Origin of the sequence: Streptomyces sp. SDT5-1, assembly GCF_052245995.1 — a bacterium.
Classification (GTDB): Bacteria; Actinomycetota; Actinomycetes; order Streptomycetales; family Streptomycetaceae; genus Streptomyces.
The window spans coordinates 8,199,893-8,223,094 of record NZ_CM125963.1 but is presented as its reverse complement, the minus strand read 5'-3'; the positions used below and the strand labels follow the sequence as shown (position 1 = coordinate 8,223,094).

Sequence of the window (23,202 nt, the reverse complement as noted above, 5' to 3'; positions counted from 1 at the left end):
TGCGACTTCCTTCGTTCGGTGATGGGTGGGGGGGTTCAGTGGGCCGCGAGGGCCCGGTCGGCGAAGTGGCACGCCGGGGCGTCGGTTCCCGCGACCGGTGGCACCTCGCCCGCACACCGCGCCTGTTCGGCTTCGGTCAGGGTGGGGCGCAGCGGGCACCGGGTGCGGAACACGCAGCCCGACGGCGGATTCGCCGGGGTGGGCAGGTCTCCGCTGAGCCGGATCCTGCGGCCGCGGTCGGCCTCGGGGTCGGGCTGCGGCACGGCGGAGAGCAGGGCGCGGGTGTAGGGGTGTCGGGGGTCGTCGAATACCTCGCGCGTCGGCCCGCTCTCCATGATCCGGCCCAGGTACATCACGGCGACGTGCTCCGCGAAGTGCCGTACGACGGACAGGTCGTGGGCGATGAACACGTACGAGACGCCGGTGTCGGCCTGGATGTCCTGGAGCAGGTTCACGACCTGGGCCTGGACCGAGACGTCGAGGGCGGAGACGGGTTCGTCGCAGATGATGAGGCGGGGTTCGAGGGCGAGGGCGCGGGCGATGCCGACGCGCTGCTTCTGGCCGCCGGAGAACTCGTGCGGGAACCGGTTGTAGTGGTCGGGCCGCAGTCCCACGCGGTCCATCAGTTCGCGCACCCGCGCCCTGATGCCGCCGGCCGGATCGATGCCCTGGGCGTGCAGGGGCGCGGCGATGGCGGAGCCGACCGACTGGCGGGGGTTGAGGGAGGAAGCCGGGTTCTGGAACACCATCTGGACCTGGCGGCGGTACTCCTGCGCCTCGGCCCTGTTCATCGACCCGATGTCCTGGCCGTCGAGCCGGATGGTCCCGGCCGTGGGGTCGAGGAGCCGCATCAGCAGGCGTCCCGTGGTGGACTTCCCGCAGCCCGACTCGCCGACCAGGCCGAGCGTCTGCCCGGCCCCGACGGAGAAGCTCACGCCGTCGACGGCCTTGACGGGCGCGCCGCCCCGGCCGAACAGGCCGCCGCGTCCCGGGAAGTGCTTGGTCAGCCCTTCGGCCTCCAGCAAGGGAGTCGATGTCATCGCGCGGCCTCCTCGGCGGTGGCGAGGTTCTCCTGGTGGCACCGGGAGGGATGGTCGGATCCGGTGCTCGCGAGGAACGGGGGCCGCTCGCGGTGGCACAGGTCGTCGGGTACGAGGTGGGTCTGCGGGCAGCGGTCGGCGAACAGGCAGCCTGAGGGCAGCGCCGTGAGCGCGGGCGGGAACCCGGGGATGGGCCGCAGCCGCGCCCCGTCGTCGCCGAGGGTCGGCATGGAGGCCAGCAGGCCCTGCGTGTACGGGTGCCGTGGGTCGCGGAACAGTGGGCGCACGTCGCCCCGCTCCACGCACTGTCCGCCGTACATCACGGCGACATGGTGGCAGACCTCGGCGACGACACCGAGGTCGTGCGTGACCATGACGATCGCGGTGCCGGTCTCCTGCTGGAGTTCGCCGAGCAGGTCGAGGATCTGCGCCTGGACGGTGACGTCGAGGGCGGTGGTCGGCTCGTCGGCGATGAGGAGTTCGGGCTCGCACACCAGGGCCATGGCGATCATGGCGCGTTGGCGCATGCCGCCGGAGAACTCGTGCGGGTGGGCGCGGGCGCGCCGCTTCGGGTCGGGGATGCCGACGCGGCCCAGCATGTCGACGGCGACGGCGAGCGCGGCCCGCTTCGACACCTTGTGGTGGACCCGGTAGGCCTCGGCGATCTGGTCGCCGACCGTGTGGAAGGGGTGCATGGCGGAGAGCGGGTCCTGGAAGATCATGGCGATCTTCTTGCCGCGCCAGGCCCGCATCCGGTCCTCGGTGAGGGTGTTGAGGTCGGTGCCGTCGAGCAGGATCTCGCCGGTGACCTGTGCGCGTGTCTCCTTGAGCAGGCCCATGAGTGCCTGGCTGGTGACGGTCTTGCCGGATCCCGATTCGCCGACGAGGCCGACGGTCTCGCCCCGGTTCAGCGTGAGGTCCATGCCGTTGACGGCGTGCACGAGCCCGTCGTCGGTGGGGAAGGCGACGTGCAGATCCCGGATCCGCAGCAGCGGTTCCTTCAACGAATCGGTCATCAGGCGGCCCTCACTCGCGGGTCGATGACGGCGTAGACGGCGTCGACGACGACATTGGCGACGATGATGAAGAAGGCGGCGAGCAGGGTGATCGCCATGGTGACGGGCAGATCCCCGGCCTGGGCCGCGCGGACGGCGGTGAAGCCGACGCCGGGCACCGAGAAGATCTGCTCGGTGAGGACGGCGCCGCCGAGCAGAAGCCCGATGTCGAGGCCGAGCATGGTGACGACGGGGGTGAGTCCTGCGCGGGCGCCGTGCCGGACGACCATGGCCGTCCTGGACAGGCCCTTGGAGCGGGCGGTGCGCATGAAGTCCTCGCCGAAGGTCTCCAGCATGGAGCTGCGGGTGACACGGATGTACTGGGCGCTGAACAGCACCGCGAGCGCTACCCACGGCAGCAGGTAGTTGAGGAACCAGCCGTCGAACCCGGCGGGGCCGAAGGGTGAGGTGATGGCGTTCGTGGTGAACGGCAGCACGTCGAAGGTCGACACGAAGACCAGCAGCAGGAGCAGTCCGGTGACCGGGATGGGCAGGGAGACACCGATGGACGCGGCGCCGACGATCAGCTTGTCGGTGAGCTTGTTCTTGCGCAGCGCGGCGAGGGTGCCGAGGGTGACGCCCGCGACGGTCCACAGCACGATCGCGCCGACGGCGACGGACACCGTGTAGGGCAGGGCGCGCTCCAGGATGGCGGCGACGTTCTCGTTGGTCTGGAAGGACTTGCCGAGGCAGGGCCACTCGCAGAGCGTCCGGGCGCCGGGCGCGCCGATCGGCCGGCTGTGGAACAGGCCGGACATGTAGTTCACGTACTGGGTGAGGAACGGCTTGTCCATGCCGAGTGCGACCCGTGCCTCGGCGACGCGTTCGGGCGTGCACTCCTGGCCGCAGGCGGCGGCCGCCGGGTCGGCGGGTCCGAACTGGAAGAGTGTGAAGGTGACGAAGCTGATGACGGCGAGCAGCACGACGGTGGCGGCGATCCGCCGGGTCAGAAAGGCGATCATGTCGGGTCACCCCTTTCCTGATGCCGAGGCGACGGAGACCGTCGACAGGTCGATGGCGCCGAAGAAGTAGCCGACCTGTGCGCCGCGGATGTCGGAGCCGACGACGCTGCGGGTGACGTTCCTGATCAGCGGAACCATCGGATAGTCCTGCATGGCGCGGTCGAAGAGCTTCGACCACTTGCGGCCGAGCTCCTCGCTGCCGCCGTTCTCACCGCGCAGCGCGTACATGGCGTGGGCGATCTCCGGGTCGTGGTAGCGGGGGATGTTGGAGAAGCCGAAGGTCTTGCCGTCGACGCTCGGGCCCAGGTTCGGGTCGATGGTGGTGCGCACGGAGCCGCTGTCGGCGCCGCCGCACCAGCCGCTGCGCGCGAGGTCCGGCATGCCCTTCCCGGCGAGGGTGGTGAAGTAGTTGGCTGCGGGGATGGGGCGCAGTTCGAGCTCGACGCCGAGCTGCCGCAGGTTCTCCTGGAGCGAGGTGCCCATGTTCTTGTAGCGGGGCGTGGCGTCCGCGTAGCCGTAGACGAGCTTCTTCGGGTACGTGCGTCCCTCGAGCAGCTTCTTGGCCTCGGCGAGCCTGGGCTGGCCCGTCGGGTCGAGGTCGGTGTGCTGCTCGACGTAGCCGCGCTGCTGCGGGTTGATGTACGACTGGGTGAGCTTGCCGAAGCGGGCGCCGCCGTACTGCAAGTGGATGGCCTTGCGGTCGATGGCGAGCGCGAAGGCCTTGCGGACGACCGGGTCCTTGATGGTCTCGGTGTTGAAGTTCAGGACGTCGGTGCAGCCGATCATGCCGGAGGCGGTGCGCCGCGCGACGCTCGGCCGGTCCAGCTTGGCGGCGTCCGACGCCTGGAGGCCGCCCGCGCTGTCGAGCGTGAGGGCGGTCGGGTCGGAGTCCGCGAGGAGCTGCTGGCTGATGGTGGACTGCGCGGTGGAGAGGCTGAAGGTGAAGGTGTCCGGAAGCGCGCTGCGGTTGGGGTCGGTGGCCGGGTCCCAGTGCTTGTTGCGGACGAGCTTCATGGACCGCCCGCGCTGATACGACTCGATCTTGTACGGGCCCGTGGACACCGGGTGGTTGGTGTAGTCGAGCTTGGTGTCCTTGGCGCGCGGCACGGGCGCGGTGTTGGAGCGGGAGACGAGGGCGGGGAACTCGGCGAAGGGCTGCTTGAGCCTGAAGACGACCGTGCGGTCGTCGGGTGTCTCGATGCCCTTGAAGTCGCCGTCGGAGTAGGGGCCCTTGTAGGTGTCGTCGGAGAGTGCCGCGTTGAGCTCCTGCGGGGCCTGGGTGTAGACGTCGCGGGCATAGGTGCGCTCGACGCTGTACTTGACGTCCTTGGCGGTGATGGGACTGCCGTCCTCGAACTTCAGCCCCTTCTTGAGGGTGTACGTCCAGGTGAGCCCGTCCTTGGAGACCTTGCCGAGGTCCGTGGCGAGGTCGGGCACGATCTTCGGGGGTCTGCCCGCCTCCTCCTTCGCCATGGTGAGGGTGCGGTAGTAGAGCTGTCCGACGTTGGCGGTCTGGACGTAGTTGCTGTTGCCGGGGTCGAGGGTCTGGAAGTCGGTCGACATCAGGACGTTGACGTTGCCGCCCTTGGTGGTGTCGCCTGCGCCGACCTTGACCGGGTCGAAGGCGTCGTCGGGGGCGCGGGAGCCCGAGCCGGGGGCGGGCTTGGGGCCGCCGCAGGCGGTGAGGCCGAGACCGGCGGCGATCGCCAGGGCGAGCGCCGCCGTGGTGCGTCGATTCACTGCTGCTCCTGTTGTTCCTCGGGGCGGTCAGCCGCGGGACGACTTGGGGTCGAGGGCGTCGCGGACGGCGTCCCCGAGCAGGTTGAAGGCGAGGACGGTGATCACCAGGGCGCCTGCCGGCACGGCGAGGAACCAGGGGTCGGTGAGGTACCAGTTGCCCTGCTGGGCGGCGTTGAGCATCTGGCCCCAGGACGGGGTGGGGTCCTTCACACCGACGCCGAGGAACGAGAGCGCGGCCTCGGCGGTGATGTTGGTGGGGATCATCATCGTGGCGTAGACGAGGACGACACCCATCACGTTGGGGACGATCTGCTTGAGGACGATCGAGCGGTGCGAGGCGCCGTAGGCGCGGGCGGCCTCGACGAACTCCTGCTCGCGGATCGAGAGGACCTGGCCGCGCACCACGCGGGCGAGGTACGCCCAGCCGAAGAAGCCGAGGATGATGACGAGCGAGGCGATCGGCAGCAGGCTTCCGTCGCCCAACGCGGTGTCGCCGAGCCGGGACTGGAGGATCGGGGTCAGCGACAGCACGAGCAGCAGGTGCGGGAACGCGAGGAAGAGGTCCATGATCCGGCTGATGACCATGTCGACCTTGCCGCCGAAGTAGCCGGCCGCGGCGCCGAGCACGGTGCCGAGGACGACGGAGACGGCGGTCGCGAGCAGCGCGATGACCAGGGAGACCTGGGCGCCGTGTGCCATGCGGGCGAAGATGTCGCGGCCCAGGCCGGGTTCGAGCCCGAGCCAGTGCTCGCCCGAGGGGTAGCGGTAGTAGGGCAGCGGCAGGCCCGGCGTGCCGTAGTCGTCGAGGACGTCGGGGCTGGTGCTGGTGGTGTACGCGTCCTGGCCCTCGATCGCGGTGAGTACGGGGGCGAGCACCGCGAAGAGGATCATCAGGACCACCACGGCGAGCGCGGCCAGGGCGATCCGGCTGCGGCGGATGCGCAGCCAGGCGGTGCCGATGAGGGAGCGGGCGGCGACCACGGCCGGCCCCGAAGTCTGTTGATCCGTACGGGCGTTGGGCGGCGCGTCGCCGTCGGCGTCGGAGGGCGGCCGAGCGGGCAGCACTGGGGAATCCGTCACGTCGCGTGATCCATTCGGCGCAAGGGGGAAGGTTGGCGGGACGGTATACCAACTCCGGCGCGCGGCGGTAGAGGTATCCGCAACTTGGTATACCGAGCGGCGCAACTAAGCCCCACAGGCGGACATTTCAACGCACCGGGCCCCTGCACGTCCCCCGCGAGGGCAGTCCGACCGGAACCCTCTTCCCACATCGGTATACCACCTCGTACGATCGGCGGCGTCCGCGCAAGCCCGACCCAGGAGGCTCCCTATGCGCACCCGCTGGCGTGCCCGACACGTCCTCGCCCACCAGGACGGCGGCCACGCGCTGCTGCGGGACGGCGAGGTGGTGTGGCAGGACGACACCGTGATCTACGTCGGCCCGCGCTACGACGGTGCGGTCGACGAAGAGCGCGACCTGGGCGAGTCCCTGGTGATGCCGGGCCTCATCGACCTGGACGCGCTCACGGACGTGGACCATCTCGTCCTCGACTCCTGGGCCGGGCCCGAGCGCGGCAAGGGGCTTCAGTGGTCGCTCGACTACTTCACCCACCGCCGCCACGACGTGTTCACGCCCCAGGAGCGGTCCACGATCCGGGCGTACGCCCTCGCGCAGCTCGCCCTGCACGGGATCACCACGTTCATGCCGATCGCCTCCGAGGTGCACAGCCGCTGGGCGGAGCCCTACGACGAGCTGGTCGACATGGCCGCGACCGCGCGCCGCATCGGCCTGCGCGGCTACCTCGGCCCCGCCTATCGCTCGGGGGTGAACGTCGTCCTGCCCGACGGCACCCGGGACGTCGCCTTCGACGAGGAGGAGGGCCGCGCGGGCCTGCGCGACGCGGTCCGCTTCCTCGACCACGTCGAGGGCCTCGGCGACCCGCTCCTGACCGGCGTCCTCCTCCCCTGCCGCATCGAGACGCTCACCGACGAACTGCTCGCCGAGACCGCCCGCATCGGCCGCGAGCGCGACACCCTGATCCGGCTGCACGCCCTCCAGGGCCTCGCCGAACGCGAGATCGTGCGGCGGCGGCACGGCGGCCTGACGCCGATCGAACTCCTCGACAAGCACGGCCTGTTGGCGCCCAACCTGCTGATCCCGCACACCGTGCTGCTCGACCGGCATCCGGCCGTGCACGGCGAGGACCGCGGCGATCTGGCGCTGCTCGCGGACCGCGGCATCTCGGTGATCCACTGCCCGCAGACGTCCCTGCGCTACGGCGAGATGCTGCACTCGTTCCGCGCGTACCGCGAGGCCGGGGTCAATCTGTGCCTCGGCACCGACTCGTTCCCGCCCGACCTGATCCGCGGCATGGACGTCGGCGTGCACCTCGCGAAGATCGCCGAGGGCCGCTCGGACGCCGCGCCCGCCGAGCAGTACGTGGAGGCGGCCACGCTCGGCGGGGCCCGCGCGCTCGGCCGGGCGGACCTGGGCCGGATCGCGGTCGGCGCGCAGGCGGACCTCGTCGCGTTCTCGCTCGACGACATCCGCGACGGGGTCATGGACGACCCGGTCCGCACGTTCCTGCTCAACGGGACGGCGCGGCAGGCCACCCACTCCGTCGTGGCGGGCCGACCGGTCCTCGTCGACGGCGCCCTGCCCGGCATGGATCTGCCGCGGCTCGCGCGCGACGCCCAGGCGCTGTTCGAGAAGATGCGCGCGGCCTACAGCGAGCGGGACACCGAACGGCGCGCCCCGGACGTCCTCTTCCCGCCGACGTTCCCCGCGTTCCGCTCTCCCGAGGGCGAGCCCGCCGCGTGACACTGACGGCGGAGGCCGGCGGGCCCGCGGCGGGCGCAGCCTCGCAGGTCGAGCGCACCGAGGAGCAGATCCGGGCCGGCATCCACTCCGGGGCGTACCCGCCGGACTCGCGGCTGCGTGAGCGTGAGGTGGCGGAGGCGCTCGGTGTGTCGCGGGTCCCGGTCCGCGAGGCGCTGATGCGGCTCGCGGCCGAGGGGCTCGTGGAGCTGGAGCCGCGCCGGGGCGCGCGGGTGCGCCGGCTGACTCTGCGGGACGTGGAGGAGCTGTTCGATCTGCGGCTGAGCCTCGAGGTGTTCGCGGCCCGCCGGGCGGCGGAGCTCGTCGCGTCCGGTGGCAGCCACGCGTCGCTGCGCGCGGTGATGGCCGAGGCCGAGGCGGCGACCCGGAGCGCGGACCCGGCGGGCATCGCGGCGGCCAACACCGCCTTCCACGCCGAGCTGATCACGATGACGGGCAACCGGCTGCTCCAGTCCTCGTTCCAGCGCTCGCTCGGCCTGATGCACTGGCTGTTCGGGATCACCGCGACCGAGCACGGGGCGGAGCTGCACCGCGCCGAGCACGACCGGATCTGCCGGGCCATCGGCGAAGGACGGCCCCGGCTCGCCGAGGCGCTCACGTACGCGCACATCGACATCCGGCGCGAGCCGGTGCTGAGGGACCTGGCGCGGGTGCTGCCGGCGCAGTAGCGGGGCACGCGCCTCTACCTGGCGGGCCCACCCACCGTTAGCATGTTCGAACTGCGACGATCACCCGGATCGTCGCGGTTGCCCGCCGCCCGAACCGAGCCACCAAGTCGGACAATTGAAGACCACACCACCTCCCATACCCGTGCCCCAGCAGCGCGGCGCCGACGCCGAGCCGCGGACGCCCGCCTGGCGAAGGCCGCGCACCCTTCTGTGGCTCGCGGCGGGTCTCGCGACCCTCGGCTTCCACATCGCCCTGGAGGTCGTGGCGCGCCGCTACGGACAGCCCGGGCCGATCACCGTAGAGGCCCAGGAGGTGATCTTCGCGCCGCATTCGGGGCCGCTGCTGTACGGCGGTCTGGCGCTCACGATGGTGGTGCTCACGTGGCGGCAGCGGCTGTTCGCGGCGTGTGCGGCGGTCGGCATCGACGTCGTGTTCTGGCTGGTGCGGCTCGTCGTCGGCGCCGACATGAACTTCGGCAACGGCGCGCTGTGGGTGATCATCGGCGTCGCGCTCCTCGGCCTCGTACGGCGCACCGGCCGTGAGAGATCGCTCCTCCTGAAGGGCTCGGGACTCGGCCTGCTGCTGGTCTTCGGCCACAAGACGGGCGACACGTGGCTGCTCATCACGTCGAAGACCCGCCCGACCGTCCTCGACCAGTACGTCGCCGCCGCCGACCACGCGCTCGCCAATCCGTCGTGGCTCGTCGGCCGACTCGTCGAGATGACCTCACCGGTCAGCAGCGGACTGCTCACCGTCGTCTACGGGCAACTGCCCATGGCCGCCGCCCTCGTGGGCCTCTACCAGCTGCGGCATGTGGCGGCGGAGCGCCGCTTCCCCGCACACCACCTGGTGCGCACCTTCCTGGCGATCGGTCTGCTCGGCCCGGCCATCTACATGATCTTCCCGGTGGTGGGTCCGGTGTACGCGTTCGGTGCCGAGGGCGGGCACTGGGCGGTCGCGGACATCTGGCCGAACACGCTGCCCACGATCGGCGTGCCGCATCCGATCCCGTTCGACGAGATCACGCCGCGCAACTGCATGCCGAGCCTGCACACGGCGTGGGCCATCACGCTGTTCATCCACACCCGTGAGGGCAGCCGGGCGATGCGCTGGGCGGGGACCTTCTGGCTCGTCGGCACGCTCACCGCGACGCTGGGCTTCGGCTACCACTACGGGGTCGACCTGCTCGCGGGCACGGTGTTCGCGCTGTCCATCGAGACGGCGATGCGGGCGTTCGCGCGCGGCTGGGACCGCTCGGCTTCGCTGATGGTCGGGCACGGCGCGGTGGTCCTGACCGTGCTGCTCGTGGCCTACCGCTGCCTGCCGAGCCAGATGGCCGCGCACCCGTGGGCCTTCGGCCCGCTGCTCCTCCTGGTCACGGGGTCCGTGGTCCTCACCTACGTACGCACGGCACGGCAGTGGGGCCCGCAGGCCACGCCTCCCGCGCCGCCGCAGCCGAAGCCGGGGACGGCGGACCCGCAGCCCGAACTCGCCTAGCGGGTCACGCCGGTCCGCACCGGTCGCGCAGCACCTTGACGCCGTCGCCCTCGAGGTCGTCGCAGTGCCCCGCGCGGCCGGTCATGGCCATCACGAGGGCCACGGTGCTTCCGGTGACGAGCGCCCCCGCCCCGGTCGCGAAGGGACCGTCGTCGGCGACGAGCCGCAGTCCGCCGATCCGCCCCTTCGCGACGACGACCTGATCGGTGCCCGCGTAGTACTCGGCGACCCGCGTCACGACCTCGACGGGGTAGGTCCGCTCGATCCCCAGCACCCTTCGCATGTCCTCGCCGTGCACGACGGCCTCACCGAGCATGGCGACGACAGGCAGCGGCGGCTTGGTGGTGCTGTACACGACACGCCGGAACCGCTCGAGCGTCTCCGCCCCGTCCGCACCCATCTGCTCGGCCAGCCGCATCGCCACTTGCTTGTCGAAGTCGAACCGGCACCGCACGACACCCGCGAGCCACCGCACCGCGTCGAGGCTCGCCCCTGCGGTCAGATGCGCCAGCACCTCCCGCACGGAAAGCCCCGCGCACAGCGACGGCGTCTCCCAGCGGGCCTCGGGCAGCCCGTCGAGTTCGGCCGCGAGCGCGGCACGCTCCGCGTGGACCAGGGACCAGAGCGAATCGGTGCGGACGGCCATGCGCGGCACTCCTGTCGGTGGGGACGGCTGCACGGGGCAGACTCCCCCACGCCCCGGAAATCATCGCTCAGCTCGTGAACACCAGGCTCACGTTGTGGCCGCCGAAACCGAAGGAGTTGGCGAGGGCGGCCTGCCACTGGCCGGAGCGGGGCTTGTCGCGGACCACGTCGAGGTCCACGCGCGGGTCGAGGGTGTCGACGTTGCGCGTGGGAGGCACGGCGCCGTCGCGCAGGGCGAGCAGCGCGGCCATGGCGCCGACCGTCCCGGAGGCACCGAGCATGTGACCGGTCATCGACTTGGTGGCGGTGACCGCCGCGTGCCCGCCGATCACCCGGCGGACGGCCTCGGCCTCCGCCACGTCACCGGACTCGGTCGAGGTGGCGTGGGCGTGCACGACGCCGATGTCCGCGGGCGTCACGTCGGCGTCGCGCAGGGCCAGTTCCATGGCGAAGGCCTGCCCGTTCGCGTCGGAGGCCGTGATGTGGTCGGCGCTCGAACTGACGGCGCTGCCGGCGAGCGTGCCGTGCCCGCGCGCGCCGCGTGCCTCGGCGAAATCGGGGCGTTCGAGCACCATCATGCCGACGCCCTCGCCCATGACGAACCCGGACCGGTCCACGTCGAAGGGCCGGGACACGCCTTCCGGGTCGTCGGACCGCGTCGACAACGCCTTCATCTGCGCGAACGCGGCGAGCGTGAACGGATGCAGACACGCCTCGACGCCGCCTGCCACCACCACGTCGACCCGACCGCTGCGGATCAGGTCCTGTCCCAGGGCGAGCGCCTCGGCGCCGGACGCGCAGGCGCTCACCGGGGTCCGTGCGCCGCCCTTGGCGTTGAGGTCCATGCTGACCCAGGCGGCGGGGCCGTTCGGCATCAGCATCGGCACCGTGAACGGTGACAGGCGGCGGATGCCGGACCGCTCGAAGGTGTCGTCCTGGCCCAGGGTGGTGAGCACGCCCCCGGTGCCGGTTCCGATGACGACGGCGATGCGCTCCGGCTCAGCCCGCGGCGCTCCGGCGTCCTGCCATGCCTCACGGGCGGCCAGCAGCGCCATCTGCTCGCTCCGGTCGAGCTTCCTGGCCTCGGGCCGCGGCAGCAGCGACGCCGGGTCGACGGTGAGCGGGGCGGCGACATGCACCGGCAGCTCCGCGGCCCACTCCTCCTCCAGCGCCCGCACCCCCGACGTGCCGTCCAGCAGCCCCGCCCAGGTCGACGGCGCGTCGCCGCCCAGCGGTGTCATGGCACCGATACCCGTCACCCGTACGTGCCCGTTCCGAGCCATCCGAGCCTCCTCGCCTTGTTCAGATGCTACATAGCGGTCTTCGACCTCTCCTTTCGATCCTGCCAACGATCAGGCCCCCTTTCAGGAGGGGAGCCCACCGATTCACCGGCGAGACATTGTCGGCTTCTGACAAGTGTCTCGCCCCGGCCGCCCACTCCCCTCCGATCCGGCCCGGCGGAACCCGACCCCTTGCTTTCCGGGATCGTACGTGCTCGGATTATCTCGGCAGGCGGGTTCGCCAGAACCCCCGGAGGCGCCCTCGTACGGCGCCCGGCGCCGCGATCCCGCATGTCTTCGCACCCTCCGCACCACCCGCACGTGCCCTGTACGTCCGCATCCCGGAGGAACACCCGATGTTCGACTTCTCGTCCGTCGACGTCCTCGACGCCTTCACCCGTGAACTGCAGCTGTGCAAGGTCCGCGAAGGGGAGCACGTCGTCGTGCTCTCCGAGCCGGGCAGCCGGGGCGACTACGTCGCGGCGGCGTTCGGCGCCGCCAAGAACCTCGGCGCCCACGTCGTGTCCGCCACCGTGCCCGGCGGCAGCCCGGCCCCGCTGCCCAGCACCCACACGGGAGCGGGCCCCGGCCTCGTGTCGGTCCTCAACGACACCGCCGCGCAGGACCTGTTGAAGTCGGCCGACCTGGTCGTGGACCTGACCCGCGAGGGCTTCATCCACGCGCCGCTGCAACAGGACATCCTCAAGACGGGGACGCGCATCATCTTCGTCTGCGACGCCCCCGAGGTACTCATCCGGAACCTGCCGGACGAGCGGGACAAGGCCCGCGTCCAGGACGGCGTGGACCGCGTCAGCGCCGCGTCCGTGATGCGCGTGACCTCCGAGGCCGGCACCGATCTGACCGTCCAACTCGCCGACTCGCACCCGGAGTTCCAGACCGGCTTCGCCGACGACCCGGGCCGCTGGGACCACTGGCCGAGCACCATGGTGCTGTGCTGGCCGGAGATCTCCGACGGGCGGATCGTGCTCGCCGAGGGTGACATCCTGCTGCCGTTCAAGGAGTACGTGCAGCGCCCCGTGACCCTGCACGTCTCGGGCGGACACATCCATGAGGTGACCGGCGGGGCCGAGGCCAAGCTCCTGAACACGTTCTTCGAGGACTCGCACGACAAGTGGGCCCGCAGCCTCTCCCACATGGGCTGGGGTCTGATGAAGTCCGCCGACTGGTTCGCCACCGCCATGTACGGCAAGGACGAGCTGATGGGCATGGACGCCCGCGCCTTCGCGGGCAACTTCCTGTGGTCCACGGGCCCGCACCCGCACCTTCAGCGCGACTCCTACGCCCACCTCGACATCGCGATGCGCGGCTGCACGGTCAGCCTCGACGGCACGGACGTCGTCACCGACGGCCGGCTCGTCGAAGGCTGAGCCCCGGTCCACGACCCCAACGCCGCACCCCTGGAGGAGTCTTGCCCCTCAGCCAGTCCTACGAAGTCACCGTCGTCGGCGGCGGTCTCGGCGGCCTCACCGCCGCCCTGGCCCTGCGCCACAAGGGACTGCGCGTCACCGTCCTCGAACAGGCCGCCGAGCTCGGCGAGGTGGGCGCCGGCATCCAGACCGCGCCCAACGCCAGCCGGGTCCTGATGCGACTCGGCCTGCGCAGACAGCTGGAGGCCATCCGCACCGAGCCGCAGGACCAGGTGCGCCGCCGCTGGCAGGACGGCAGCATCATCGGCCTCACCCCGCTCGGCCGCCGCGTCCAGGAGGAGTTCAACGCCCCTTACTGGCACTACCACCGCGCCGATCTGCACCGCACCATCCTCGACGCGTGCACCGACCCGCTGGGCCCTGGCCCCGTCGTCGGGATCGTCACCGGCGCCCGCGTCGTCGAGCTGGACCGTACGTGCCCGGACCGTCCGGTGGCGGTCACCGACGACGGGTCCCGGTACGAGGCCGACGTGCTGGTCGGCGCCGACGGCATCCACTCCCGCGTACGCGACCTCATCGGCGCCGACGACACCCTGGTCTTCTCCGGTGACATGGCCTTCCGCACGCTCATCCCGGGCGAGCTGCTGCACGCCGACCCGGCGACCCGCTTCCTCTTCGACCGCTACCAGAGCACCATCTGGTACGGCCCCGGCCGCCACCTGGTGCACTATCTGATCCGCGGCGGCGAATGGCTCAACATCGTGGGCTGCGTGCCGTGGCAGGACGAGTACGGCGAGAAGAAGACCTTCGCCGGCACCACCGAGATGCTCGTCGACGCCTACGCCGAGTGGGACGACCGCGCACCGGCCATGCTCTCCAAGGCCAAGGGGGACATCACCTGCTTCCCGCTGTACCACCGCCGCCGCGACCCGAACTGGGTCGACGGTCGGGTCGCCCTCCTCGGCGACGCCTGTCACGCGATGCTCCCCTATCAGGCGCAGGGTGCCTCGCAGGCCATGGAGGACGGGGCGGTGCTGGCCGAGGAGTTGGGCGCGGTGCCCCGTGAGGGCATCGCCGGCGCGTTGCAGCGCTACGTCAACCGCCGCTCCCGGCACGCCGGGATGGTTCAGCAGGCGTCGCTGCGCAACCAGGTCTTCTACCGCTACCCCGACGGCCCCGACCAGCGGGCCCGCGACGCCAAGCTCGGCGAGCGCTACGACGGCGAGTCCGACGTGTCGTACGAGTGGCTGTGGCGCGGCACCCCGCTGGACACCTCCGACGACGAGTCGTTCGCCTACCGCCACCACCACTGAGCCGAGCCCCGGAGGACCCGTGCCCACCCCGTACGATCCCGCCACCGACCGCGTCTACGAGCGCGCCGGATTCGGCGCCCCCGTCGCCCGCGGCCACCGTCCCGCCCTGATCGTGGTCGACCTGACCCGCGGCTTCACGGAGCCGGGCTTCGCCACCGGCAGCGATCTCACCGCCCCCGTCGAGGCCACGGCGGAGCTGGTGCGCGCGGCCCGCGCCGGCGGCGTGCCCGTGGTGTGGACCGTCATCGCGTACACGGCCGCGGAGGCCGAGGGCGACGCGATCACGTGGCTCGCCAAGGCGCCCGGCATGCGGTCCCTGCGCGAGGGCGGCGACGCCGTCGCCCTCGACCCGCGGCTGCCGTACGAGGACGGGGACCAGTTCATCGTGAAGAAGGGCGCGTCCGCGTTCTTCGGCACACCGCTCGCGTCCCTGCTCACCGGCCTCGGCCGGGACACGGCGGTCGTCTGCGGCGCCACCACCAGCGGCTGTGTGCGGGCCACGGTGGTCGACGCGGTGCAGCACGGCTGGCCGGTGCTGGTGCCCGCCGAGGCGTGCGGCGACCGGGCGGCCGGACCGCACGAGGCGGCGCTCTTCGACATCCAGGCCAAGTACGGGGATGTCGTGGACCACGAGGACATGGTGAAGTACCTGACGACGAAGGGAGCCTGAGACCCATGGACGCGTCTTCCGAGCGCTTCGTGACGCAGCCCGGCCTCGCCGATCTCGCGGACATCCCGGCCACGGGACGCTGGGTCCGCAGTGGTGACGTGCGCCTGCACGTCCTGGACTACGGCGGTGACGGCGTCCCCCTGCTGATCCTGCCGGGCATCACCAGCCCGGCGGTCACCATGGACTTCGTCGCCCGTGAACTGACGGATCTCGTAAGGCCGTTGGTTCTCGACATCCGTGGGCGCGGGCTCAGCGACGACGCGGCGGACCACTCCCTGGAGGCGCTGGCCGGTGACACGGAGGCCGTGGTCGAGCAGTTGGAGCTCGCCGACCCGGTGCTCCTCGGCCATTCGATGGGGGCCAGGATCGCCGCCGCCACAGCGGTGCGCGGCCGGGTTCCGCTCGGTGGCACGCTCCTGGTGGATCCGCCGATGAGCGGCCCGGACCGGGGCCCGTACCCGACGACGCTCGCCGCGTTCACCCGCCAGCTGATGCAGGCGCGCCGTGGCACGAACGCCGACGAGGTTGCGGGGTTCTGGCCGACCTGGCCGCGCCGGGAGCTGGAGCTGCGGGCCCGCTGGCTCGCCAGTTGCGGTCTGGCGGCGATCGAGGGCGCCCACCGTGGCTTCGAGACCGAGGACTTCTTCGACTGGTGGCCCCGCGTTCCGGTCCCCACGACGCTCTTCTACGGCGCCGACAGTCCGGTGGTCACCGCCGAGGGCGCGGCCGAGGCCGCCGCCGCGCATCCGGCGGCGCGGATGGTCTGCATCCCTGACGCGGGACATATGGTCTTCTGGGACAACCCGGCACCGGCCCTGGAGCTGCTGCGCAGTGCGCTGCGGCAGACCCTGGAACCGGAGGCCGGGGACGCCACGCCCCGTTCCGACGACCTCCACGACAGCGGTGCCATGACCTCGCCCTCCACCCCCGACCGGTCCGACGGCGTCGCCACGCCCGACGAACTCAGCCACGCACCGGGCTTCCTGGCCCGCCGGCTGCACCAGGCCTATCTCGCCGCCTGGCTGCACGACGTCGACGCCACGCTGACCGGACCGCAGTTCGCCGTCCTCCAGATCACCGGCGAGAACCCGGGCTGCGACCAGCGGTCCATCGCGGCCCTGGCCGCGCTGGACACCTCGACGATGGCCGATGTCGCCCGCCGCCTGGAGAACCGGGGCCTGCTGTCCCGCACGCCCTCCCCCGCCGACGCGCGCCGCAAGCTCCTCAACCTCACCGACGAGGGCCGCGCCACCGTGCACGACGCGAATCTGAGGGCACGCAAGCTCGACGAGGAGCTGCTGCGGCCGATCCCCGCGGAGCAGCGGGCCGACGTACTGCGTCATCTGGCGGTGCTCGCCGACCACTGGGAGCGGCTCGGTCAGGAGGACTGACCGCCCCGCTCCCCCACGACATCAGGGCGCTCGCCCTCATCAGGCATGCCTCACACCTTGGAGCGAACCATGCCGGACCACCACATAGGGATGATCGTCCCCAGCTCGAACCTGACGATGGAGACCGAACTCCCCCGACTGCTGCGGGCCCGTGAAGCCGTCGCGCCCGAGGACCGCTTCGTCTTCCACAGCAGCCGGATGCGCATGAAGCACGTCACCCCCGAGGAGCTGCGGGCGATGAACGCGCAGACGGAACGCGCGGTCCTCGAACTGGCCGACGCGCGGCCCGACGTCGTCGCGACGGCCTGCCTCGTCGCCATCATGGCGCAGGGGCCGGGCCACCACTGCACGGCCGAGGACGAGATCAAGGACGTGCTGCGGGCCCAGGACGCGCTGGTGCCCGTGGTGTCCAGCGCCGGCGCGCTGCTCGACGGCATCGCGGCCCTCGACGCGAAGAAGGTCGCCATCGTCACGCCGTACATGAAGCCGCTGACCCGCAAGGTCGCCGACTACATCGAGGACGCGGGCGTCGAGGTGGTGGACGCGCTGAGCCTCGAGGTGCCGGACAACCTGGCGGTCGCCCGGCTCGACCCGCAGGACCTGCGCGCGCACTACAAGCGCCTGAAGCTCGGTGACGCGGAGGCGCTCGTGCTGTCCGCCTGCGTGCAGATGCCGTCGCTGCCGGCGATCCAGCCGGTCGAGGACGAGCTCGGGCTCCCCGTGCTCTCCGCTGCCACCGCCACCGCGTTCCGCATCCTGTCCGAGCTCGGCCTACCGCCGGTGGCACCGGACGCGGGCAGCCTGCTCTCCCCCACGTAGCCCGCACCACCCCGCACATCCCGTCTCATCGGCAACTCAGGCACCTCCCGTCGCAGTTCGTCCCTCGACACGACCCTGTGGAGCGCACGTGAGAACAGGCGATCAGATCGTTCAGGATCTGCCCTGGAGATGGCACGTCCAGGGAAAGATCTTCATCATCGGAGGTCTCGGCTACCTCTTCGACGCGTACGACATCGCCCTGAACGGCTTCCTCATGCCGCTCCTGGGCCAGCACTTCGACCTGTCCCTCGGTGCCCGAGGGCTCGTCGCCACCGCCAATCTGGTGGGCATGGCCGTCGGTGCCATCGCCTGGGGCGCGGTCGCCGACCGGATCGGCCGCAAGAAGGCGTTCAGTGTCACCCTGCTGATCTTCGCCCTGTTCTCGGTCCTGGGCGCGCTCTCGCCCACGTACCCGGTCTTCCTCGTCCTGCGCTTCCTCGCGGGCGTCGGGCTCGGTGGCTGCATCCCCGTGGACTACGCGCTGGTGGGCGAGTTCTCGCCGCGCAAGTACCGGGGCCGGATCCTCACGGCGCTCGACGCCTGGTGGCCGGTCGGGGTGACCCTGTGCGGTCTGGTGTCCACGGGTCTGCTGTCCCTCGACGGCAACTGGCGGTGGATGCTGGCCACGATGGTGCTGCCGGCGCTGCTGCTGTTCTGGGCGCGCCGCGGCATCCCCGAGTCGCCCATCTATCTGACGAAGAAGGGGCGCGAGGCCGAGGCACGGGCCGTCATCGACGAACTGGTGGCCCGGACGGGCGCGCCGGTCGAGCCGTACGTGATTCCCGCGCCCGTGCCGGACGAGGGGCCGCGCGGCGTGGCGGCCGCCGCCCAGCAGCTGCGCCGCATCTGGGCGTTCAGCCCGCGCATCACCTCCGCGGCCTGGCTGCTGTTCGCCACCATCATGCTCGTGTACTACGCGGCGTTGAGCTGGATGCCGTCGATCCTCAAGGAGGAGGGCCAGGGCGACACGGCCGCGTTCATGAGCACCACGCTGATGAGCGGTGTCGGCATCGTCGGTGTGCTCGCGTCGACGGCGCTCGTCGACCTCGTCGGCCGCAAGTGGCTCATCGGTGTCTCGGCTCCCGTCGCCTCGCTCGCCCTCGTGGTGTTCGCGCTCGTGCGGGACATGCCGACCGGGGCGGTCGTCACCATCGGTGTGTTCGGCTTCCTCGCCCAACTCGCCATCCCGGCCCTGTACGCGTACGTCTCCGAGCTCTACCCGACCGAACTGCGGGCCAGCGGCTTCGGCTGGGCCTCATCGGTGAGCCGGGCGCTCACCGGTTTCGCCCCGCTGTTCTTCGGGTCCGTGCTGTGGCCCCTGCTCGGCCTTCCGCTGACCTTCGCGGTGCTCGGCGCGGCGGTCCTCGTCGCGGTCGGCTGGATGGCGGTGGCGGCGCCCGAGACCAAGGGCAGGGAACTCGACGATCCGGACCACGGCGGCGGCAGCGCGTCCACGCCGCGGCAGGAAGACCAGGAGAATCATGAAACCAGCCCCCTTCGGCTACCACAGGGCTCGTGACGTCGACGGCGCCACCCGGCTCCTCGCGGAGCTCGGCGACGACGCCAAGGTCGTCGCCGGCGGTCAGAGCCTGGTCGCCATGATGAACTTCCGGCTCGCCCGGCCCGGTCACCTCGTCGACATCGCGGGACTGCGCGAACTCGACGGGCTGCGCAGGGATCCGTCGGGCGCCCTGCGCATCGGGGCTCTCACCACCCATCACACGGTGGAGACGGACCCCGGGGGTGTCCTCGGCCGGGAGTTCGCGGTGCTGCGCGACACCATGCGCTGGATCGGGCATCTGCCGATCCGGACGCGCGGCACCGTGGGCGGCAGCATCGCGCACGCGGACGCCACCGCCGAGTGGTGTCTGCTGGCGCTGGCGCTGCGCGCCGAGTTCGTGGCCCGCTCCCCGCGCGGCGAGCGCAGGATCGCGGCGGACGACTTCTTCCTCGGCTACTACACCAGCGTGCTCGACCCCGACGAGCTGCTGACCGAGGTGGTGTTCCCGCGTCCGGCGCCGCATGCCGCGCTCACCGAGTTCGCCGAGCGGCAGGGCGACTTCGCGCTGGTGTCGGCCGCCGTGGACCTCGATGTGTCCGATGGCGCGGTGCGCGGCGGCCGGGTGGCCCTCGGCGGGGTCGCCGCGTCGGTGGTGCGGGTGCCGGAGGCGGAGGCGGTCCTCGCGGCCGGCGGCGGCTTCGCGGACTGCGCGGACGCCGCGTCGGAGGCCGTCGATCCGCCCGCCGACGCCTCGGGCGGCACCCACTACCGCAAGCAGCTCGTCCGCACGCTCGTCCTGCGTGCCTGTGAGGAGGCGAAGAGCCGATGAGTGAACCGGCAGACGACACGCGGAGGTTGGTCGGCCGCACGGTGGCCCGCAGGGAGGACCCCCGGCTGCTCTCGGGGCGCGGCCGGTTCGTCGACGACATCGCGCTGCCCGGGATGCTGCACGCCCAGTTCGTGCGCAGCACGGTCGCGCACGGCGAGCTGGCCTCGGTGGACCTGACGGCGGTCCGGGAGGTGCCAGGCGTGGTCGCGGCGTTCACCGCCGAGGACCTCGACCTCACCGACATCACGGCCGAACTGGGGCGCCCGCGCTCAGAGTTCGTGCCCACCGCGATGCCGGTGCTCGCCCGCGACCGGGTGCGCTACGTCGGCGAGCCCGTCGCCATCGTGGTGGCCCGGGACCCGTACTCCGCCGAGGACGGCCTGGAGGCGGCGAAGGTCCGGTACACGACGCTGCCGCCGGTGACCTGCGAGGCGGACGCCTTCGCGCCCGACGCGCCGCTCGTCCACGAGGAGGCGGCGCGCAACACCCTCGTCGATGTCTCGCTGTTCGCGACGGAGGGCATCGACAAGGTATTCGACACCGCCGACCACGTCGTCCGGGTGGAGTCGAGGACCGGCCGGCAGAACGCGCTGCCGCTGGAGACGCGCGGCGCCGTCGCGCACTGGGACGACCGGGAGGAGCAGCTCGTCCTGAACACCTGCACGCAGGTGCCGCACCAGGTGCGCACGGTGGCCTCGCGCTGTCTGCGTCTGGACGAGCGGGCGGTGCGGGTCGTCGTGCCGGACATGGGCGGCGGCTTCGGCCAGAAGTGCGTCGTGGGACGCGAGGAGATCGCGGCCGCTGCCGCGGCGCTACGGCTGCGTCGTCCGGTGAAGTGGATCGAGGACCGCAAGGACGCGCTGTCCGCGTCGTTCCTCGCCCGCGAGCAGCACTACGACGTGCGGGCCGCGTTCGACGCGGAGGGACACATCCTGGCGCTCGACGCGGACGTGGTGTGCGACATGGGCGCGTACTCCTGCTACCCGTTCACCGCGGGCATCGAGCCGCTGATGGCATCGGCGGAGATGCCCGGTGTCTACAAGCTGCCCGCCTACCGGGTGCGCGGCCGGGCGATCACCACCAACAAGGCGCCGACCGCCCCGTACCGCGGGGTCAGCCGCCCGCAGTACGTGATGGTGATGGAGCGCGTCTTCGAGCGCGCGGCGCGCGAACTCGGCCTGGACCCGGTCGAGATCCGGCGCCGCAATGTCATCACCGAGTTCCCTTACACGGGCGTCAACAACATCACGTACGACCCGGGCTCCTATCTGGAGTCGCTCGACCTGTGCGAGCGGCTCGTCAAGGACGAGGGCTGGTACGAGAAGCGAGCCGCCGCCGCGTCGGAGGGCAGGTTCCTCGGCATCGGCTACTCCTGTTTCAGCGAACGCACCGGCTACGGATCCACGGCGTTCGCCCAGCGCAAGATGCAGGTCGTGCCCGGGTTCGACATCTCCGAGGTGCGCATGGACACCAGCGGAGCGGTGACCGTCACCAGCGGCACGATGAGCCACGGCCAGAGCCACGAGACGACGCTCGCCCAGATCGCCGCCGACGAACTCGGCCTGGACATCGGGAAGGTGAAGCTGCATCAGGGCGACACCGACCGCGTCACGTACGGGTACGGCACGTTCGCCAGCCGTTCCGTCACCATCGGCGGCAGCGCGGTGCGGCTCGCCGCGGCGAAGCTCGGCGCGAAGCTGTGCCGGATCGCGGCGGCGCTGTGGGAGACCGACCCGGGCGAGGTGACGCTCGCGCGCGGCGGTGCCCGGCGCGCGGACGGCGCCGTCCTCTCGTACGAGGAGCTGGCCGACGTCGCGTATCTGCGGGCGCATCTGCTGCCCCGTGACATCGAGCCGGGGCTGAGCGCGACCGCCACCTTCGACGTGTTCAACGACGGCACCTTCTCCAACGCGACCCACGCCGTCGTCGTCGAACTCCACCAGGACACCGGGCAGGTGGAGATCCTGCGGTACGTGTGCGTGGAGGACTGCGGCGTCGCCATCAACCCACAGGTCGTGGAGGGGCAGTGCCGGGGCGGCATCGCGCAGGGCATCGCGGGCGCGCTGTTCGAGCAGGTGACGTACGACGCTCAGGGCGAGCCGTCGGCGACCAGCTTCATGGACTACAAGGTGCCCACCGCCCACGAGATCCCTGACGTGCTCGTCCACCACCTGGAGACGCCGTGCGCGTTCAACGAGACCGGCGCGAAGGGTGCGGGTGAGGGTGGCACCATCGGGGCCCCGGCCGCGGTCCTGAACGCCGTGAACGACGCGCTGCGGCCGACGTCCGTCGAACTCGACCAGACCCCCATCACCCCGGAGACGGTGCACCGCGCCCTGAACCTGGAGCCCACCTCATGACCACCACACCGGACAACCTGCTGCTGCTCACGCTGAACGTCAACGGCGAGGAGCACGAGGTGATCACCGAGCCGCGCCGCACCCTGGTCGACGTGCTCCGCCACGACCTGCGGTTGACCGGGACGCATGTCGGGTGCGAGCACGGCATCTGCGGGGCCTGCACGGTCCTGGTCGACGAGCGTCCCGCGCGGGCGTGCCTGATGTTCGCCGCGCAGGCCGAGGGCGCCCGGATCCGCACCGTCGAGTCGCTCGCCGACCCGGCGACCGGCGAGCTGAACGACCTCCAGCGGTCGTTCACCGAGCACCACGGCCTGCAGTGCGGCTTCTGCACGCCCGGCTTCCTGATGCTCGCGGACGGCTTCCTCGCGGAGCGTCCCGAGGCGACCAAGGAGGAGATCCGCGAGGTGGTGGCCGCCAACCTGTGCCGGTGCACCGGCTACCAGACCATCGTCGAGGCCATCGACGCGTGCGCGACGGCGCGCCGCGCCGGGTGTGCCGCGACCTGTACGTCCGTCGAGGAGTCCGCATGCAGCTGAGCAGCACCGTCGTCGTGAACGCCGCCCCGGACGCGGTGTTCGCGCTCGTCAGCGACGTGGAGAAGGTGGCGTCCTGCATGCCGGGGGCCGTCCTGGAGGGCAGGGACGGCGATGCCTGGCGCGGCGCCGTCAAGGTCAAGGTGGGTCCGATCGGTGCCGCGTACGCGGGCACGGTGCGGTTCCTGGAGGTCGACGCGGAGAAGCGGCGGCTGCGGGTGCACGCGAGCGGCGCCGATACGCACGGCAACGGCGACGCCGAGGCCGAGGTCGTCCTCGACATCGGTGAGGCGCCGGAGGGCGCGCGGCTGGAACTCGCCACGGACCTGCTGATCCGCGGGAAGCTCGCCCAGTTCGGCAAGGGCGCGATCGCCTCGGTGTCCGACCGGATCCTGCAACAGTTCGCGCAGAACCTCGGGAACCTGCTGCTCGACCAGGAGCCGGGACGGGCCGACGCGCCGAGTGTCGCGGCGCCGCGGCCGGCCGCCACGAGCGCCGCACCCACTGCTTCGGCCGAGCTCGACGGGCTGTCGCTGATCGCGGGTCCGGGCAAGTACGGCGCGTTCGCGGCGGGGCTCGCGGTCGGGATCGTCCAGGGCTGGCTGTTCGGGAAGCTGCGGGCGCAGTCGGTCCAGTTGCGGGAGCTGCGCCGCACCCATTGATCCGGCTGG

The 23,202-nt window shown here is 71.6% G+C and carries 20 protein-coding genes; 13 read left to right on the top strand and 7 right to left on the bottom strand.

Annotated features, from left to right (window positions below; all coding sequences use genetic code 11):
• Nucleotides 1-35: 35 nt before the first annotated feature.
• Genes ACTWJ8_RS37880 through ACTWJ8_RS37860 form a run of 5 tightly spaced genes read right to left on the bottom strand, consistent with a single transcriptional unit; the run spans nt 36 to nt 5,862 of the window.
• Complete coding sequence (locus ACTWJ8_RS37880) at nt 36-1,040, bottom strand: ABC transporter ATP-binding protein (protein ID WP_443261986.1); 1,005 nt, start codon at nt 1,038-1,040, stop codon at nt 36-38.
• Nucleotides 1,037-2,056: an ABC transporter ATP-binding protein gene (locus ACTWJ8_RS37875; RefSeq protein ID WP_443261985.1), complete on the bottom strand. Its 1,020-nt coding sequence runs from the start codon at nt 2,054-2,056 to the stop codon at nt 1,037-1,039. The genes ACTWJ8_RS37880 and ACTWJ8_RS37875 overlap by 4 nt, the downstream gene beginning before the upstream one ends.
• Nucleotides 2,056-3,057, bottom strand: a complete 1,002-nt coding sequence (locus ACTWJ8_RS37870; protein ID WP_356372435.1) for an ABC transporter permease — start codon at nt 3,055-3,057, stop codon at nt 2,056-2,058. Before ACTWJ8_RS37870 ends, ACTWJ8_RS37875 begins: the two co-directional genes overlap by 1 nt.
• Nucleotides 3,058-3,063: 6 nt before the next feature.
• Nucleotides 3,064-4,797, bottom strand: coding sequence for an ABC transporter substrate-binding protein (locus ACTWJ8_RS37865; protein ID WP_443261984.1), 1,734 nt, complete (start codon nt 4,795-4,797; stop codon nt 3,064-3,066).
• Nucleotides 4,798-4,824: 27 nt separating this feature from the next.
• Nucleotides 4,825-5,862: an ABC transporter permease gene (locus ACTWJ8_RS37860; protein WP_443265115.1), complete on the bottom strand. Its 1,038-nt coding sequence runs from the start codon at nt 5,860-5,862 to the stop codon at nt 4,825-4,827.
• Nucleotides 5,863-6,127: 265 nt separating this feature from the next.
• On the opposite strand from ACTWJ8_RS37860, the gene ACTWJ8_RS37855 reads away from it, so the two are divergent.
• From ACTWJ8_RS37855 to ACTWJ8_RS37845, 3 genes are all read left to right on the top strand, one after another.
• Complete coding sequence (locus ACTWJ8_RS37855) at nt 6,128-7,618, top strand: chlorohydrolase family protein (RefSeq protein WP_356372441.1); 1,491 nt, start codon at nt 6,128-6,130, stop codon at nt 7,616-7,618.
• Nucleotides 7,615-8,304 carry a GntR family transcriptional regulator gene (locus tag ACTWJ8_RS37850; RefSeq protein ID WP_443261982.1) on the top strand — a complete coding sequence of 230 codons (690 nt, stop codon included), beginning with the start codon at nt 7,615-7,617 and terminating at the stop codon, nt 8,302-8,304. Before ACTWJ8_RS37855 ends, ACTWJ8_RS37850 begins: the two co-directional genes overlap by 4 nt.
• A gap of 142 nt (nt 8,305-8,446) precedes the next feature.
• Nucleotides 8,447-9,802: a phosphatase PAP2 family protein gene (locus ACTWJ8_RS37845; protein ID WP_443261981.1), complete on the top strand. Its 1,356-nt coding sequence runs from the start codon at nt 8,447-8,449 to the stop codon at nt 9,800-9,802.
• 4 nt (nt 9,803-9,806) lie between these two features.
• Here the strand turns inward: ACTWJ8_RS37845 and ACTWJ8_RS37840 are convergent, their stop codons facing one another.
• Both ACTWJ8_RS37840 and ACTWJ8_RS37835 read right to left on the bottom strand, forming a co-directional pair.
• Complete coding sequence (locus ACTWJ8_RS37840; RefSeq protein ID WP_443261980.1) at nt 9,807-10,448, bottom strand: maleylpyruvate isomerase family mycothiol-dependent enzyme; 642 nt, start codon at nt 10,446-10,448, stop codon at nt 9,807-9,809.
• Between the two features lie 67 nt (nt 10,449-10,515).
• Nucleotides 10,516-11,730, bottom strand: a complete 1,215-nt coding sequence (locus tag ACTWJ8_RS37835; RefSeq protein ID WP_443261979.1) for a beta-ketoacyl-[acyl-carrier-protein] synthase family protein — start codon at nt 11,728-11,730, stop codon at nt 10,516-10,518.
• Nucleotides 11,731-12,083: 353 nt separating this feature from the next.
• Here ACTWJ8_RS37835 and ACTWJ8_RS37830 point away from each other — a divergent pair, with 353 nt between their 5' ends.
• The 10 genes from ACTWJ8_RS37830 (at nt 12,084) to ACTWJ8_RS37785 (ending at nt 23,193) form a co-directional block, all read left to right on the top strand.
• Nucleotides 12,084-13,115, top strand: a complete 1,032-nt coding sequence (locus ACTWJ8_RS37830; RefSeq protein WP_443261978.1) for a hypothetical protein — start codon at nt 12,084-12,086, stop codon at nt 13,113-13,115.
• A 41-nt stretch (nt 13,116-13,156) separates the two neighbouring features.
• Nucleotides 13,157-14,428, top strand: a complete 1,272-nt coding sequence (locus ACTWJ8_RS37825) for an FAD-dependent monooxygenase (RefSeq protein WP_356372450.1) — start codon at nt 13,157-13,159, stop codon at nt 14,426-14,428.
• 19 nt (nt 14,429-14,447) lie between these two features.
• The gene (locus ACTWJ8_RS37820; RefSeq protein ID WP_356372452.1) at nt 14,448-15,098 is read left to right on the top strand and encodes an isochorismatase family protein; all 651 of its coding nucleotides are present in this window, start codon (nt 14,448-14,450) and stop codon (nt 15,096-15,098) included.
• Nucleotides 15,099-15,103: 5 nt separating this feature from the next.
• Complete coding sequence (locus ACTWJ8_RS37815; protein WP_356372454.1) at nt 15,104-16,489, top strand: alpha/beta fold hydrolase; 1,386 nt, start codon at nt 15,104-15,106, stop codon at nt 16,487-16,489.
• 69 nt (nt 16,490-16,558) lie between these two features.
• The gene (locus tag ACTWJ8_RS37810) at nt 16,559-17,308 is read left to right on the top strand and encodes a maleate cis-trans isomerase family protein (protein WP_356372456.1); all 750 of its coding nucleotides are present in this window, start codon (nt 16,559-16,561) and stop codon (nt 17,306-17,308) included.
• Between the two features lie 88 nt (nt 17,309-17,396).
• Entirely contained in the window at nt 17,397-18,827 is a 1,431-nt protein-coding gene (locus tag ACTWJ8_RS37805) for an MFS transporter (RefSeq protein WP_356372458.1), read from the top strand.
• Nucleotides 18,790-19,638, top strand: coding sequence for an FAD binding domain-containing protein (locus ACTWJ8_RS37800; protein ID WP_356372460.1), 849 nt, complete (start codon nt 18,790-18,792; stop codon nt 19,636-19,638). The genes ACTWJ8_RS37805 and ACTWJ8_RS37800 overlap by 38 nt, the downstream gene beginning before the upstream one ends.
• Nucleotides 19,635-21,998, top strand: coding sequence for a xanthine dehydrogenase family protein molybdopterin-binding subunit (locus ACTWJ8_RS37795; RefSeq protein WP_356372462.1), 2,364 nt, complete (start codon nt 19,635-19,637; stop codon nt 21,996-21,998). The genes ACTWJ8_RS37800 and ACTWJ8_RS37795 overlap by 4 nt, the downstream gene beginning before the upstream one ends.
• Nucleotides 21,995-22,534, top strand: a complete 540-nt coding sequence (locus tag ACTWJ8_RS37790; protein WP_356372464.1) for a (2Fe-2S)-binding protein — start codon at nt 21,995-21,997, stop codon at nt 22,532-22,534. The genes ACTWJ8_RS37795 and ACTWJ8_RS37790 overlap by 4 nt, the downstream gene beginning before the upstream one ends.
• Nucleotides 22,525-23,193: an SRPBCC family protein gene (locus ACTWJ8_RS37785; RefSeq protein ID WP_443261977.1), complete on the top strand. Its 669-nt coding sequence runs from the start codon at nt 22,525-22,527 to the stop codon at nt 23,191-23,193. The genes ACTWJ8_RS37790 and ACTWJ8_RS37785 overlap by 10 nt, the downstream gene beginning before the upstream one ends.
• Nucleotides 23,194-23,202: the final 9 nt, after the last annotated feature.